Origin of the sequence: Sphaerisporangium sp. NPDC005288, from assembly GCF_040607475.1 — a bacterium.
GTDB lineage: Bacteria > Actinomycetota > Actinomycetes > Streptosporangiales > Streptosporangiaceae > Sphaerisporangium > Sphaerisporangium rhizosphaerae.
Map to the genome: position 1 here is coordinate 55,184 of NZ_JBEXGT010000022.1, position 12,979 is coordinate 68,162.

Consider the following 12,979-nt stretch of genomic DNA (forward strand, 5'->3'; position numbering starts at 1 on the left):
CGGCTACACCCCCGTGAAGAACGGGTCGGTGCGCACGTGCGGTTCGTCGTCCGGACCGGCGGGCGGGTGCGCGGCCCCCGCCGCGAGGGCCCGGGTGGACTGCCACATGCGGTAGACCAGGAAGATCTCGTTGAGGACGAGGAGCGCCCCCGCGCCGGTGGTGACGGGCAGCAGCGCCGCGGGCCCGAGCACCGGGCCGACGATGAACACGGCCGCGTGGAACTCGATGCCGCTCATCAGGTGCGTGCGCACGCGGTGCCGGGCCAGGCACAGGCCGACGCGCTGGCGCAGGCCGGCCGGCGGCTCCTCCCCCTCCGGCGGCGAGGGGACCTGCCGGGCGTCCACCGCGTGCCAGGAGGCGGTCGCGCCGTCGGGGGCCGCCTGCCCGAAGGAGGCCGCGTGGCCGTGCGGGCCCGTCCAGTCGTGCGAGGACGCCTGGTCGAAGGGGGCCGCGCGGTCGTAGGGGTAGGTATGCCCGTACTCGCTGGACGGGGACGCCTGGCGGGGGATCAGCGGCCCGTTGTAGGTCTCGGTGGGCTGGTCGGCGTTGTCCGCGTTCACCGCGTCCACCGCGTTGTCCGCGTTCACCGCGTTGTCTGCGTTGTCCGCCCTGTCGATGTGCTCGCCCGGTGACCGTCCGGGCGCGCGCGGACCGGGCGGCGCGTCCTCGAACCGGTACCCCGGGTCGGCCATCTGGTCATACGGGTCGTAAGGATCACAGGGGTCGTAGCCGGACGGATCCCGCGGCTCGTTCGCGGCCGCCGCGGCGGCGTAGGGCATGTCGTACTCGGGATCCTGCGCCAGCGACTCCACGGCCATCGCGTCGCGGACCGCGTCCAGCTCCTCACGGCGGGCTGCGCGCCTGCGCGCCTTCACCGTCTGGCGCACCCGCTTCATCTGGGGGGCGTTGACGTAGCGGAACAGGTCCAAGATGGCGATGCCCGCCCCGAGCAGCACGAACGCGAGCCGGCCGGTCGCGGCGTACTGCCCGTAGGCAAGGCCGGCCGCGCAGCAGACCACCCGGATGCGGTCGCCGACGTAGTCCAGCCACAGCCCGAACGGGGTCCCGGTGCCCTTGAGCCGGGCGATCTTGCCGTCAACGCAGTCGATCATGAAGCTCACATAGAACAGCACCGCGCCGAGCACCAGGTGGCCCATGGCGAAGCAGCCCGCGGAGACCATGCCGAGGACCAGCGAGAAGCGCGTGAGGGCGTTCGGGGTGATCTCGGTGTGATTCGCTACGAACAGTGCCACCCGGCAGGCCACCGGGTCGACCATGAACACCGTCCACCATGAGTCTCTGCGTTTGCGCGTCGCGAGGACGTCATCGAGCGAATATGGCCTCATGACTGCCAGCATGGCCACGCGAAGCCACCGAAAATCACCGTCTGTAACTAACATGAGATCTCTAGATGGTTTCTTGACCGCCACCGGCGACCGCCTCCGAGGGCTTGACCTTCCCCTCCGACGTCCGCCGCGCGAAGCCGGATCGCGTCTCTCCCGGCGCTCCGCCCCTGGTGCCGGACCCATACCGATATTGAGCCACTTATCCGGTTATTAGTACGGCTGGGATAAGGTGACGCGGCGCCGAGCCAAGGAGGATTTTCGATGCGGCGATGGGTTCCCACCGTGATCGCGACCACGATGGCACTGGCGGCCACGCCCGCCGCCGTGGCGTCCACCGGCCAAGCCGCCTCCGGCCCGGCGCGGACCGGCCAGGCGAGAGCCGCCGCCTCCTCCACGGCCGCCGCCTCCTCCACGGGCGCCGCCTCCTCCACGGGCGCCGCCTCCTCCACGGGCGCCGCCTCCTCCACGGGCGCCGTCTCCTCCACGGGCGCCGTCTCCTCCACGGGCGCCGTCTCCTCCACGGGCGCCGGCAAGGTGAACTGCGCCAAGGTGAAGTGCATCGCGCTGACCTTCGACGACGGCCCCGGCCGCTACACCTCCACGCTGCTGGACCTGCTCAGGCGGCACCACACCAAGGTCACCTTCTTCCTGGTCGGCGCCCAGATCGGCAAGTACCCCTCGATCGTGCGCAGGATGGCCCGCGAGGGCCACGAGATCGGCGACCACACCTACGACCACCCGCACCTGACCACCCTGCCCGACGGCGACATCAGGGACGAGCTGACCCGCCCACGGGACGCGATCAAGAAGCTCACCGGCAGGGCGCCCGACCTCATGCGCCCGCCCTACGGCGACACCGACGAGCGGGTGGGCGGCATCGCGGCCGAGCTCGGCATGGCGCAGATCCTGTGGAACGGCACCAGCCGCGACTGGGAGCTCCGCGACACCGCCGCCATCACCAAGAAGGTGCTCGGCCTGGCCAAGCGCGACCGCGTCGTCCTCATGCACGACGTGTGGCCCGAGACGGTGAAGGCCATGCCGAAGATCCTCACCTCACTGGAGAAGAAGGGTTACCACGTCGTCCCGGTGACCGCCCTGCTGCGCGGCAGGTCGCTGGCCGCCGGCGAGGTCTACCCCGTGGGCGGCTGGAACTGACCGGCCGACCCGCCGCACCGACCGGCGAACCGCCGCGACCGCCCCGTCACCACAACCGACCGGTCGCCGCAACCGACTGGTCGTCGCGATCGAGCGGCCGTCGCAACCGACCGGCCGTCGGGGCGGGCGGCTGCTAACGTTGCCCGCGTGACCCCTCCCGCAACGACCCAGGCAGGCCGGCGATGAACGACGGGCACGAAAAGGCCGAGCTGTACGCGATGGACATCTCGGACGTCACCTGGCTCAGCGCCCCCGGCAGCACGTCCGACGACCGCATCGAGATCGCCTATCTGCCGGGCGGCGCGGTCGCGCTCCGCAACCCCGCCGACCCCAACGGCACGGTGCTGCGCTTCACACCGGGCGAGTGGAACGCCTTCGTCCTCGGCGTCCGCGACGGCGAGTTCGACGACTAGGGGCTGGCTCCTAGCCGCCCGCCTCGGCCATTGCCGTGAGGCGGCGGGCGAGCGCCGCGGCGGCCTCCCGCAACTCGACGGGCTCCAGCACCTCCACCTCGAAGCCCAGCCACGCCACGTGCAGGGCGAGCCGGTCGAGGTCGTCCCCGCCGGTGACGAGCAGGCACCACCCGTCACGGTCGTCCTCGACCCGCCCCACCTGGGGCGGCACCAACCGCCGCACCTGGTCGGGCATGGCGTGCACCCGCACCTGGGCCACATACCGGTACGGCGCCCCGGTCACCGACCGCTGCACGTAGGCGACCGGGTCCGGATGGTCCCGCGGCCGGAAGCGCCAGGTCGTGGCCGCCACCTCGCGCATGCGGTCCAGCCGGAAGGTGCGCCAGTCGTCGCGGTCGACGTCCCAGGCCATCAGGTACCAGCGGCGGCCGGTGGACACCATGCGCACCGGCTCGACCGTGCGCTCGCGCTCACCGCCGTCGCGGCCGGTGTACCAGAACCGCACCCGCACGGCGTCGCGGCAGGCCCGCGCGAGCGTCACCAGCAGCTCGGCGTCGATCGCGACCTCGGGGACGGCCATGGTCGCGGTGGCGCCGTACACCGCCCGCACCTCGGCGCGCAGCCGGGGCGGCATCACCTGGTCGAGCTTCGCCAGCGCCCGCAGCGCCGCCTCGCCCGCCCCGGCGACCGTGCCCCCCGACTCCAGCCGCAGGCACACCGCCGTCGCGATCGCCTCCTCGTCGTCCAGGAGCAGCGGCGGCAGCCGGGTGCCCGCGCCGAGCCGGTAGCCGCCGCCGACGCCCGCCGTCGCGTGCACGGGGTAGCCGAGCGCGCGCAGCCGTTCCACGTCGCGGCGCACCGAGCGGTCGGTGACCTCCAGTTCGGCGGCGAGCTCGGACGCGGTCCAGGACGGCCGGCGCTGCAGCAGCCCCAGCAGCCGCAGCACCCGCTCGGTCGTCGCCTCCACGGTCACGCGTTCATCGTTCCACAGATCGCGGAACGATCCTGTCCGCTATATGCGCCAGGTTGGACCCATGACCGACCAGACATGGAACTCCCTGCTCCGCGAGCAGTTCGCCTGGCACTGGACCGAGCAGCTGCGCGATCGCCTCGAGGGGCTCACCGATGACGAGTACTTCTGGGAGCCGGCGCCCGGCTGCTGGAACGTCCGCCCGCGCGGCACCGGCACCGCACCGATCCAGGCGGGGTCGGGCGCGATGACCATCGACTTCGCGATGCCGATGCCCGAGCCGCCGCCGTTCACGACGATCGCCTGGCGACTCGGGCACGTGATCGTCGGCGTGCTGGCCGTGCGCAACGCCGCGCACTTCGGCCGGGCGAGCACCGACTACCAGTCCTTCGAGTACGCCCCGACCGCGGCCGCGGCGCTGGCCCAGCTCGACGCGGAGTACGCCACCTGGCTGGCCGGGGTCGAGTCCCTCGGCGAGACCGGCCTCGCCCGCCCGTGCGGCGAGGCGGAGGGGCCCTACGCCGACCGGTCCCTGGCTACGCTGGTGCTGCACATCAACCGCGAGCTGATCCACCATCTGTCCGAGGTGTGCCTGCTCCGCGACCTCCACCTGCACACCCACCAGTTGACCGGCCGGGAGGCGAGCTGAGATGGCCCGCGACGTACAGATCACCTTCGACTGCGCCGACCCGGCCGCGCTGGCGGCGTTCTGGGCCGAGGCCCTGGGCTACCGGACGCAGGACCCGCCCAAGGGCTTCGAGTCATGGGAGCAGGCCCTGGAAGCGATGGGCGTGCCGCCCGAGAACCGCAACGACGCCTCGGCGGTGGTCGATCCCGACGACGCCGGGCCGCGGCTGTTCTTCCAGCGGGTTCCCGAGGGCAAGCAGGCCAAGAACCGTGTGCACCTCGATGTGCGGGCGGCCCCGGGGCTTGAGGGCGATGCGCGGATGGCGGCCCTGGAGGCGGAGGCCGAGCGGCTGGTCTCCCACGGCGCCACCCGCCTCCAGCGCCACGACCCCACTCCCCCACTCGGCGCCGGCCACATCGTGATGGCCGACCCCGAAGGCAACGAATTCTGCCTCGACTGACCACCCATCCAGAGACCACCAACACCGTCACGCCCCGGTCGGCCCGAAATGACGCCTCGCAGTACCAGGCACCGAGCGCGATGACCATGCACCTTCACCTTGGACGGTGTACGGGTTCTCCGCCGTATCCGGGCGCCGATATCGCCGTACCCCATCCCACCGCTTCGGCGCCCACAGAAGACCGACAAGTCAGGACGAAGAGAAACCCAGAGCAGCCGAGGCGTCCTCGTCAACCCCGCACCCCATAACCGGCTGACCGGATCCCCGATCCGGTGTTCGCTGCCTGTCATCGGCGCCAGCCCGGCAGGGCGTCAGACGCCGCCCCCCACCCAGCAAGACCAGCCGACACCCAACAACCAGCGCCATGCTCCACACCCGGCGTTCGCTGCCTGTCATCAGCGCCAGCCCGGCAGGGCGTCAGACGCCGCCCCCCACCCAGCAAGACCAGCCGACACCCAACAACCAGCGCCATGCTCCACACCCGGTGTTCGCTGGGTGTGATCGGCGCCGGGTCGGCGGGGTGGGGGACGGCGGTTGCGGCGCCGTTTACGGTGGGGGAGCCGGCGGGCGGTCGTGGAGGGTGCGTCGGCGTCAGCGGGGGACCACGTCGATGAGGGCGGCGTTGCCGTCGTCGTCGATCTTCACCACGGCCGCGGCGCGGTCGGCCGCGAGTTCGGAGCCGACGCGTCGGGCCTTGTCCTCGGGCAGGAACAGGCTGTCGATGCCGCACCGCAGGTCCCCGTAGCCGCCGGTGCGGCACGCCAGGTACGGGCCGGCGGCCGGGCGCCGCCGCTCGACGCCGGCCCCCTTCCACAGCGCGCCGTCGCGAACCAGCGGCACGTACACCCGGCCCGCCGCCTGCCCCTCGGCGGACGGCAGGCCAGGGTAGGTCAGCATCACGTAGGCGCCCCTGAACGGGTCGACCGGGTCCACCGGCCCCGCGGCGAGACGGTACTCGGCGCCCGACAGCCGGGCCGACAGCTGCGGTCGCAGCACGACGACCAGCAGCGCCATCTGGAGCAGTAGCGCGGCGGCCACCATGATCGCGGTGCGCCGGGAGACGCGCGAGGAAGAGCCGCTCATCGGGTCGCCTCCATCAGCCGCCGGCGCCCGTACTCGACCAGCGCCCCGGTGACGATGAAGATCACGCCGAGCGCCAGGAACAGCGCCGCGCCGGACAGCAGCGGCTGGAACACCGCGAAGCTCTGCGCCGTGACGAACACCACCAGGGCCACAGTGGCGATCAGCACGAGGTGGGTCTCATCCCGCCGGGCCGCCGCGACCGCGAACCAGCTCGCCGCGAGAATGTACAGCAGCGTGCCCGCCACGGCCCGCGCCGTCTGCGCGGCGGTGAACCCGCCCATCGCCGGCTCGGCGTCGCCAGGGGCCCACGCGACCAGGCTCACCGCGGCGACGACCATGACCAGCGCCGCGAGCACTTCGTACCGGTGGCCCGCGCCGCCGAGGACGCGCCTCGCGAGCATCTCGCGCCGGTCCTGCGCGCCACCGAGGACCTGCGCCGCGGCCGCCTCGCGTCCATCCCCCGCGCCACCGAGGACCTGCGCCGCGGCCGGCTCGCGCCGATCCCCGGCGCCACCGAAGACCTGCGCCGCGGCCGCCTCGCGCCGATCCCCCGCGCCGCCGAGGACGAGCGCCGCACCCGCCGCCACGGCCGCTGCGGTGAGCCCCGCCCACAGCGCCGGCGCGCCGTACATCTCGCCTTGTGAGACGCCGGGGAAGGCCGCGACGAACAGTCCGCCCAGCGCCAGCAGGAACCCGGCCGCCCGCCAGACCGCCGCGAACCGCCCGGACCAGGGACTCGGCGCGCCGACGTCCCTCACGATCCCGGCGGGGACGGGGCCGCCCGTCACGGCCCCGCCGGCACGGACGGGGCCGTCCTGCGTTTCGCCGTCGCCGGCAGAGCCCTCCTGAGTTCCGCCGGCGCCGTCTGGTCCGGCGATGGCCCCGGCGCGCGTTCGGAGGCGTTCGTGGAGGACGGCCAGGGAGATGGCGGTTGTTCCTGCGGCCACCAGGCAGACCGCGACGCCTCCGGCGGAGTCGGTCTGTTCGCCGGCCCACCAGCCGTACCAGGACGCCCCGAGGACGAGGGCCGCGAGCAGCGGCCCGGCGGCGTGGGTCGCGTACGCGTACGCCAGCGCGCCCGCCGCCCAGACGCCCAGCAGGCCGGAGCCGTACGCCGGGACCTGCAAGCTTTGAGCGGCCTGGAAGACCACTCCTCCTGCCGCCAGAACCGCCACCAGCCGGGCCGCCGATCTCACCGCCGGCCCGGCGAGCGCCTCGCCGAGGACCGCGGCGGCCAGCCAGACCACGGTGATGCCGGCGAAACGGGCCAACGGTGACAGCTGATCGAGGTTGGCCGCCACGACCCAGATGAGCCCGACGCCGAGGAAGCCGCCGCCGAGCAGCAGGACGACGCGCTCCAGGCTCAGCCTCCGCCCGGGGACGTACCGGCCGGCGATGCGCTCGGCGGCGGTCGCGTCGATGACGCCCTCCGCCTGCCAGCGGGCCAGCTCGCCGCGCAGCCACGCCAGCCGCCGGGCCGGGACGCGAACCCACGTCGGTTCCATGCCGCGTTCCTTCCTTCGCCCCTGTAGTCCGTCATGCCCCGGAACCGGGCGCTTCGCCCGGGCGCGGGCCCGTCCACGCCCGCGCCAGCCGCCGGCCGGCGCGCTGCATGGGGCGCTCGACGAAGCGGTAGGTCAGCCGGCTCAGCGCCAGCACCACGACGAGGAAGGCGAGGGCCAGCAGCGCCTGCACGCCGGCGGGACGCTCGCGGGGATCGCCGAACACGGCGAGGAACAGCTTCAGCAGCGGATGGTGCAGCAGGTACACCGAGTAGCTGATCACCCCGAGCCAGACCAGCGCGCGCGGCACCGTGCGGCGGCGCAGGGCCATGCCGCCCGCGAAGGTCAGCGCGACCAGCGCGAGCGTGGTGATCCACACCCTCGGGTAGGCCCACCCGCCGGAGGGGAAGGCGAAGAAGGGGACCGCCGCCAGCACGGCCGTCACGACGGCGACCGCGCGCAGGCCGCCGGTCTGCCCGCGCTCCCAGCGGTGGATCACCGTGCCGGTGAACATCACCGCGAGGATCGCCGGCCCGAGCCACGGGGTTCGGCTGCCGAGCAGCACCAGCGTCACGGCCAGACCGCCGAGGATCACCGCGCCGGCCCGGCGCGCCCACCCGGACGGGGCGAGCACGCAGGCCAGGCCCGCCACGAAGGCGCCGAGCGCGGCGAACGCCGCCGGGCCGCGGTCGAGGACGGGAGCGGCCAGCAGCAGCCCGACGACCAGCGCGGCGAGGGCGAACCCCACGGCGCACAGGCCGCTGCGGCGGTGGACCCCCGCGACGAACAGCACCGTCACCAGCAGGTAGAAGACCATCTCGTAGGAGAGCGTCCACATCGTGTCGGCGACGCCGCCCGAGCCGACCACGTCCAGCAGCATGGTGGCGTGCGCGGCCGCCGTGGCCGCGTCGGGCACCACGGCCGGCCGCAGCGGCACCAGGGGCAGCGACGCCAGCACCAGCCCGGTGACCAGCAGGTACAGCGGGTAGAGCCGGAAGAACCTGCCGACCCAGAACGCCCGGACATCGCCCCTGTGCTCCAGCGAGGCCGGGATGATGTAGCCGCTGACCAGGAAGAACACCAGCACGCCGTACATGCCGAGGTTGAACCAGCCCGGCCGCAGCCCCGGCAGGAAGCGGTAGAACATGTGCTCCAGGAGCACGGCCGTCGCGCCCACGCCTCTGATCGCGTCCAGCCATGCCAGGCGCGGCCCGGAACCCGGACCGGCGGGGGACGGCGCGGTGCGCGGCTGAGCCGTAAGCATTTGCCAGAATTTACTCGGTCAGCGACCGTCCAAACCCTGAACTCCGGCACTCATTCCGCTTTGTCCGATATGTCGACCGAGTGGCCGGTCACTCCCACTCGATGGTGCCCGGGGGCTTGCTGGTCACGTCGAGGACCACGCGGTTGACCTCGCGCACCTCATTGGTGATGCGGGTGGAGATGCGCGCCAGCACGTCGTACGGCACGCGCGACCAGTCGGCCGTCATGGCGTCCTCGCTGGTCACCGGCCGCAGCACGACCGGGTGCCCGTACGTGCGCCCGTCGCCCTGGACGCCGACCGAGCGCACATCGGCTAGCAGCACCACCGGGCACTGCCAGATCTCGCGGTCGAGACCCGCTCGCGACAGCTCCTCGCGGGCGATGGAATCGGCCTCGCGGAGGATCGCCAGGCGGTCCTCGGTCACCTCGCCGACGATGCGGATGCCCAGCCCGGGGCCCGGGAAAGGCTGGCGCCACACCATCGCCGGTGGCAGCCCGAGCTCTTCGCCCGCCCGGCGCACCTCGTCCTTGAACAGGGTGCGCAGCGGCTCGACCAGGCTGAACCGCAGGTCGTCGGGCAGACCGCCCACGTTGTGGTGCGACTTGATGTTCGCCGTGCCGGTGCCGCCGCCCGACTCGACCACGTCCGGGTACAGCGTGCCCTGGACCAGGAAGTCGACCGGCCCGTCGGCGAGGATGGCGCGCTGCTCGTCCTCGAAGACCCGGATGAACTCGCGACCGATGATCTTGCGCTTCTCCTCGGGGTCGGACACCCCGGACAGCGCCTTCAGGAACCGCTCGGCGGCCTCCACCACCCGCAGCCGCACCCCGGTGGCGGCCACGAAGTCGCGCTCGACCTGCTCGGCCTCGCCCTTGCGCAGCAGGCCGTGGTCGACGAACACGCAGGTCAGGCGGTCGCCGATCGCCCGCTGGACGATCGCGGCGGCCACCGCGGAATCGACCCCGCCCGACAGGCCGCAGATGGCCCGGCCCTCGGGGCCGACCTGCCGCCGGACGGCCTCGACGGCGTCCTCGACGATGTTGAGCATGGTCCAGGAGGGGCGGCAGCCCGCGGCGTCCAGGAAGTGCTTCATCACCGCCTGACCGTGATCGGAGTGCAGCACCTCGGGGTGGAACTGGACCCCGTACAGGCCCCGCTCCGGGCACTCCATGGCCGCGACCGGGGTGTCGGGCGTCCACGCGGTGACCGTGAAGCCCTCGGGGGCGGAGGAGACGCTGTCGCCGTGCGACATCCAGACCGACTGGACGGCGGGCAGCCCGGCGAACAGCACGCCCTCGCTGCCCACGGTCAGAGGCGTGCCGCCGTACTCGGCGATGCCGGTGTGCGCCACCTCGCCGCCGAGGACCCGGGCCATCTCCTGGAAGCCGTAGCAGATGCCGAACGTCGGCACCCCGGTGTCGAACAGGCCCTCCGGCGCCGCGGGCGCGCCCTCGGCGTACACCGACGCCGGGCCGCCGGACAGGATGATCGCCTTCGGGTTCTTCGCGAGCATCTCGCTCACCGGCATCGTCGAGGGCACGATCTCGGAGTACACGTGGCACTCACGGACCCGCCGCGCGATCAGCTGCGCGTACTGCGCGCCGAAGTCGACGACCAGGACCGTGTCGAACTCAGACACCGGAAGGACCCCCAAAGGAAAGACGCCGCGGTCCCCACAGTCTATCGGCGCCTCTACCCGCCGGAACGCGCCCGCCGACGGCCCGCTCCCACCGGCCGCCCGGCGCCCGCCCGTCCCTGATCCTGAACCGCGCCACGTCCCGGTGCGTCGTAGGGGCATGAGGACTTCGATCGGTACGGCCGCCGCGGCGCTCGCCACCGCGCTGCTGGTGGTGGCGTGCACGGACGCCGGGAGCCGTACGGCCTCCCCGGACGTGCCGCCGGCGACGCTGGGCGCCATCCGCCTGGTCGCCTACACCGGCTGCGACGACATGCTGGCCGGGCTGCGCGAGGCGACGGTCAAGAACGTCGGCCCCTGGGGCATCGGCCCCGGCCAGATCTTCACCGCCACCGGCAGGTCGGCCGACGGGCGGATGACCGCCGACGCGAAGTCCGCCGTCCCCGGTTACTCCACCACCAACGTGCACGAGGCGGGCGTCGACGAGCCCGACCTGGTGAAGACCGACGGCGAGCGCGTCATCACCTACGCGCGGGGCGTGCTGCGCGTCGTGGACGCCGCGTCCAGGAAGGTCACCGCCGGCCTGCGGCTCGTCCCGGCCGACAAGGGCTACGCCCCCGCGAACCTCCTGGTCCACGGCGACCGCGCGCTCGTGCTGTTCACCGAGGGTGGGACGGTGCCGTTCGGGGACAGGGCCATGCGCCCCGCGGCACCCCCTGGCCCTCAGTACACGCTGGTCGACCTGAAGGAGATGAAGATCCTCGCGTCGATGGCCACCGCCGGGTCCCATGTGGACGCCCGCATGATCGGCTCGACCGTGCGCATCGTCGTCCGGTCCCAGCCGGAGATCGCCTTCACCCACCAGCCCGGTCCGGACGAGCCCGAGGCCGAGCTGATCCGGCGCAACCAGGAGATCGTCCGGGCGGCGCCGGTCGACGCCTGGCTGCCCACCTGGGAGATCACCGGGCCCAGGCGCGCGACCACCAAGCACAAGGTGGCCTGTGAACGGGTCAGGCACCCCCGGCAGTACTCCGGCACCTCGATGCTGACCGTCCACACGGTGGAGTTGGAGGCCGGGTTCGACGGCGACGAGCCGATCAGCGTGGCCGCCGACGGCGACACCGTGTACGCCACTCCGACCAGCATGTACGTCACCAGCAACCCCCGCTGGGGGTTCCGGAACGCCATGATCGACGACACGCCCCCGCCGCCTCCGACGCTCACCCCCGCCACGCCGGCCGGGAGCGGCCTGCCCGCGACGCCCGGCGCGAGCGGCTCCGCCGTGGTCCCCGGCCAGACCGGTGCGACCGTGACACCCGGCGGGAACGCCTCGGCCGTGGTGCCCGGCCAGACCGGTGCGCCGGTGACGCCCGGCGGGGACGGCTCGACGGTCGCTCCCAAGGACCCGCCGAGCACTCCGCCCGCCGAGAAGGTCGAGCCGAGCGACGACCCGTCGATGCCCTCGCTGCTGCCCAAGCCCACGGCGACGGTGACCGCCACCCCGCCGGACGCGAGCCCCGCGCCCACCCTGACCTCGACGCCCGCGCCCAGCGCGCCGACCTCGCCCACCACGGCGACCTCGCCGGCCTCGCCCTCCTGGACGCCGAGCGGCGCGCCGAACGCGACGGCCGCCCCGGAGCCGCCCGAGCAGACAGAGGTGCACCGCTTCGACATCAGCGGCGCGGGAGTGCCCGAGTACGTCGCCTCCGGCGCGGTGCCCGGTCGCCTGCTCAACCAGTACGCGGTGTCGGAGTACGAGGGGAACCTGCGCGTCGCCACCACCACCTTCGACGGGGCAGGCGTGGCCACCGGCAGGAGCTCCAGCGCGGTCTACGTGCTCGACGCCGGCACCCTGTCCAAGGTCGGCGAGGTCACCGGCCTCGGCGCGGGCGAGCGCATCTACTCGGTGCGCTTCATCGGCCCGGTCGGCTACCTGGTGACCTTCCGCCAGGTGGACCCGCTGTACACCCTGGACCTGCGCGACCCCGCGGCGCCGAAGGTCACCGGCGAGCTGAAGATCACCGGTTTCTCCGCCTACCTGCACCCCGCCGGCGACGGGCGGCTGATCGGCGTCGGGCAGGAGGCGAGCGGGGAGGGCAGGACGCTGGGCACCCAGATCTCCCTGTTCGACGTCAGCGACCCGTCCAAGCCGGCCAGGCTGGCGCGCTTCCACCAGGAGAAGTCCGGCTCGGAGGCCGAGTGGGACCCGCACGCATTCCTGTACTGGCCGGCGACCGGGCTCGCCATGCTGCCGCTCGGCAGCTGGGGCGGCCACACCGACGACTACCGCACCGCCGCCCTGGTCCTGAAGGTCACCGACGACTCGATCACCAGCCGCGGCACGATCACCCACCCGAAGGAGAAGAGCCCCAAGGGCTTCGCGCCGGCCACCCCGACGATCCAGCGCTGCCTGATCGTCGGCGACACCCTGTGGACCCTGTCGGACAGCGGCCTGAAGGCCAGCGACGCCACCACCTTGGCCGACCGGTCCTGGATTCCCTTCACCGGCTGACCGCGCCGC

Annotated in this window: 11 protein-coding genes; 5 read left to right on the top strand and 6 right to left on the bottom strand. The window is 73.2% G+C overall.

Translation table 11 applies throughout. The features are described from left to right. Positions 1 to 3: 3 nt before the first annotated feature. A complete protein-coding gene (locus tag ABZU32_RS21505; RefSeq protein WP_354924540.1) occupies positions 4 to 1,347 on the bottom strand; it encodes a CDP-alcohol phosphatidyltransferase family protein in 1,344 nt (447 codons plus the stop codon). 261 nt (positions 1,348 to 1,608) lie between these two features. On the opposite strand from ABZU32_RS21505, the gene ABZU32_RS21510 reads away from it, so the two are divergent. Then, complete coding sequence (locus ABZU32_RS21510; RefSeq protein WP_354924542.1) at positions 1,609 to 2,502, top strand: polysaccharide deacetylase family protein; 894 nt, start codon at positions 1,609 to 1,611, stop codon at positions 2,500 to 2,502. A 182-nt stretch (positions 2,503 to 2,684) separates the two neighbouring features. Next, complete coding sequence (locus ABZU32_RS21515) at positions 2,685 to 2,915, top strand: DUF397 domain-containing protein (protein ID WP_354837447.1); 231 nt, start codon at positions 2,685 to 2,687, stop codon at positions 2,913 to 2,915. Positions 2,916 to 2,925: 10 nt separating this feature from the next. Here the strand turns inward: ABZU32_RS21515 and ABZU32_RS21520 are convergent, their stop codons facing one another. Further along, complete coding sequence (locus ABZU32_RS21520) at positions 2,926 to 3,888, bottom strand: YafY family protein (RefSeq protein ID WP_354924544.1); 963 nt, start codon at positions 3,886 to 3,888, stop codon at positions 2,926 to 2,928. 61 nt (positions 3,889 to 3,949) lie between these two features. Between ABZU32_RS21520 and ABZU32_RS21525 the strand changes: the two genes are divergently transcribed. Further along, positions 3,950 to 4,534, top strand: coding sequence for a DinB family protein (locus ABZU32_RS21525; RefSeq protein ID WP_354924546.1), 585 nt, complete (start codon positions 3,950 to 3,952; stop codon positions 4,532 to 4,534). 1 nt (position 4,535) lies between these two features. Next, positions 4,536 to 4,973 (top strand): VOC family protein, encoded by a 438-nt coding sequence (locus ABZU32_RS21530; protein ID WP_354924548.1) that lies wholly within the window; start codon positions 4,536 to 4,538, stop codon positions 4,971 to 4,973. Positions 4,974 to 5,564: 591 nt separating this feature from the next. Here the strand turns inward: ABZU32_RS21530 and ABZU32_RS21535 are convergent. From ABZU32_RS21535 to guaA, 4 genes are all read right to left on the bottom strand, one after another. Then, positions 5,565 to 6,056 (bottom strand): GDYXXLXY domain-containing protein, encoded by a 492-nt coding sequence (locus ABZU32_RS21535; protein WP_354837455.1) that lies wholly within the window; start codon positions 6,054 to 6,056, stop codon positions 5,565 to 5,567. After that, positions 6,053 to 7,561 carry a DUF2157 domain-containing protein gene (locus tag ABZU32_RS21540; RefSeq protein WP_354924549.1) on the bottom strand — a complete coding sequence of 503 codons (1,509 nt, stop codon included), beginning with the start codon at positions 7,559 to 7,561 and terminating at the stop codon, positions 6,053 to 6,055. The genes ABZU32_RS21535 and ABZU32_RS21540 overlap by 4 nt, the downstream gene beginning before the upstream one ends. Positions 7,562 to 7,592: 31 nt before the next feature. Beyond that, positions 7,593 to 8,822 (bottom strand): acyltransferase, encoded by a 1,230-nt coding sequence (locus tag ABZU32_RS21545; protein WP_354924550.1) that lies wholly within the window; start codon positions 8,820 to 8,822, stop codon positions 7,593 to 7,595. An 88-nt stretch (positions 8,823 to 8,910) separates the two neighbouring features. After that, on the bottom strand, positions 8,911 to 10,461 hold the full coding sequence (gene guaA, locus ABZU32_RS21550; RefSeq protein ID WP_354837461.1) for a glutamine-hydrolyzing GMP synthase: 1,551 nt from the start codon (positions 10,459 to 10,461) through the stop codon (positions 8,911 to 8,913). A gap of 157 nt (positions 10,462 to 10,618) precedes the next feature. Between guaA and ABZU32_RS21555 the strand changes: the two genes are divergently transcribed. Then, positions 10,619 to 12,970: a beta-propeller domain-containing protein gene (locus tag ABZU32_RS21555; protein WP_354924552.1), complete on the top strand. Its 2,352-nt coding sequence runs from the start codon at positions 10,619 to 10,621 to the stop codon at positions 12,968 to 12,970. Positions 12,971 to 12,979 lie beyond the last annotated feature (9 nt).

Bases quoted from the DNA above. Each gene is read 5' to 3' on its own strand.
- ABZU32_RS21505 (WP_354924540.1), bottom strand. From the start codon at position 1,347: ATGAGGCCATATTCGCTCGATGACGTCCTCGCGACGCGCAAACGCAGA.
- ABZU32_RS21510 (WP_354924542.1), top strand. From the start codon at position 1,609: ATGCGGCGATGGGTTCCCACCGTGATCGCGACCACGATGGCACTGGCG.
- ABZU32_RS21515 (WP_354837447.1), top strand. From the start codon at position 2,685: ATGAACGACGGGCACGAAAAGGCCGAGCTGTACGCGATGGACATCTCG.
- ABZU32_RS21525 (WP_354924546.1), top strand. From the start codon at position 3,950: ATGACCGACCAGACATGGAACTCCCTGCTCCGCGAGCAGTTCGCCTGG.
- ABZU32_RS21530 (WP_354924548.1), top strand. From the start codon at position 4,536: ATGGCCCGCGACGTACAGATCACCTTCGACTGCGCCGACCCGGCCGCG.
- ABZU32_RS21535 (WP_354837455.1), bottom strand. From the start codon at position 6,056: ATGAGCGGCTCTTCCTCGCGCGTCTCCCGGCGCACCGCGATCATGGTG.
- ABZU32_RS21540 (WP_354924549.1), bottom strand. From the start codon at position 7,561: ATGGAACCGACGTGGGTTCGCGTCCCGGCCCGGCGGCTGGCGTGGCTG.
- ABZU32_RS21545 (WP_354924550.1), bottom strand. From the start codon at position 8,822: ATGCTTACGGCTCAGCCGCGCACCGCGCCGTCCCCCGCCGGTCCGGGT.
- ABZU32_RS21555 (WP_354924552.1), top strand. From the start codon at position 10,619: ATGAGGACTTCGATCGGTACGGCCGCCGCGGCGCTCGCCACCGCGCTG.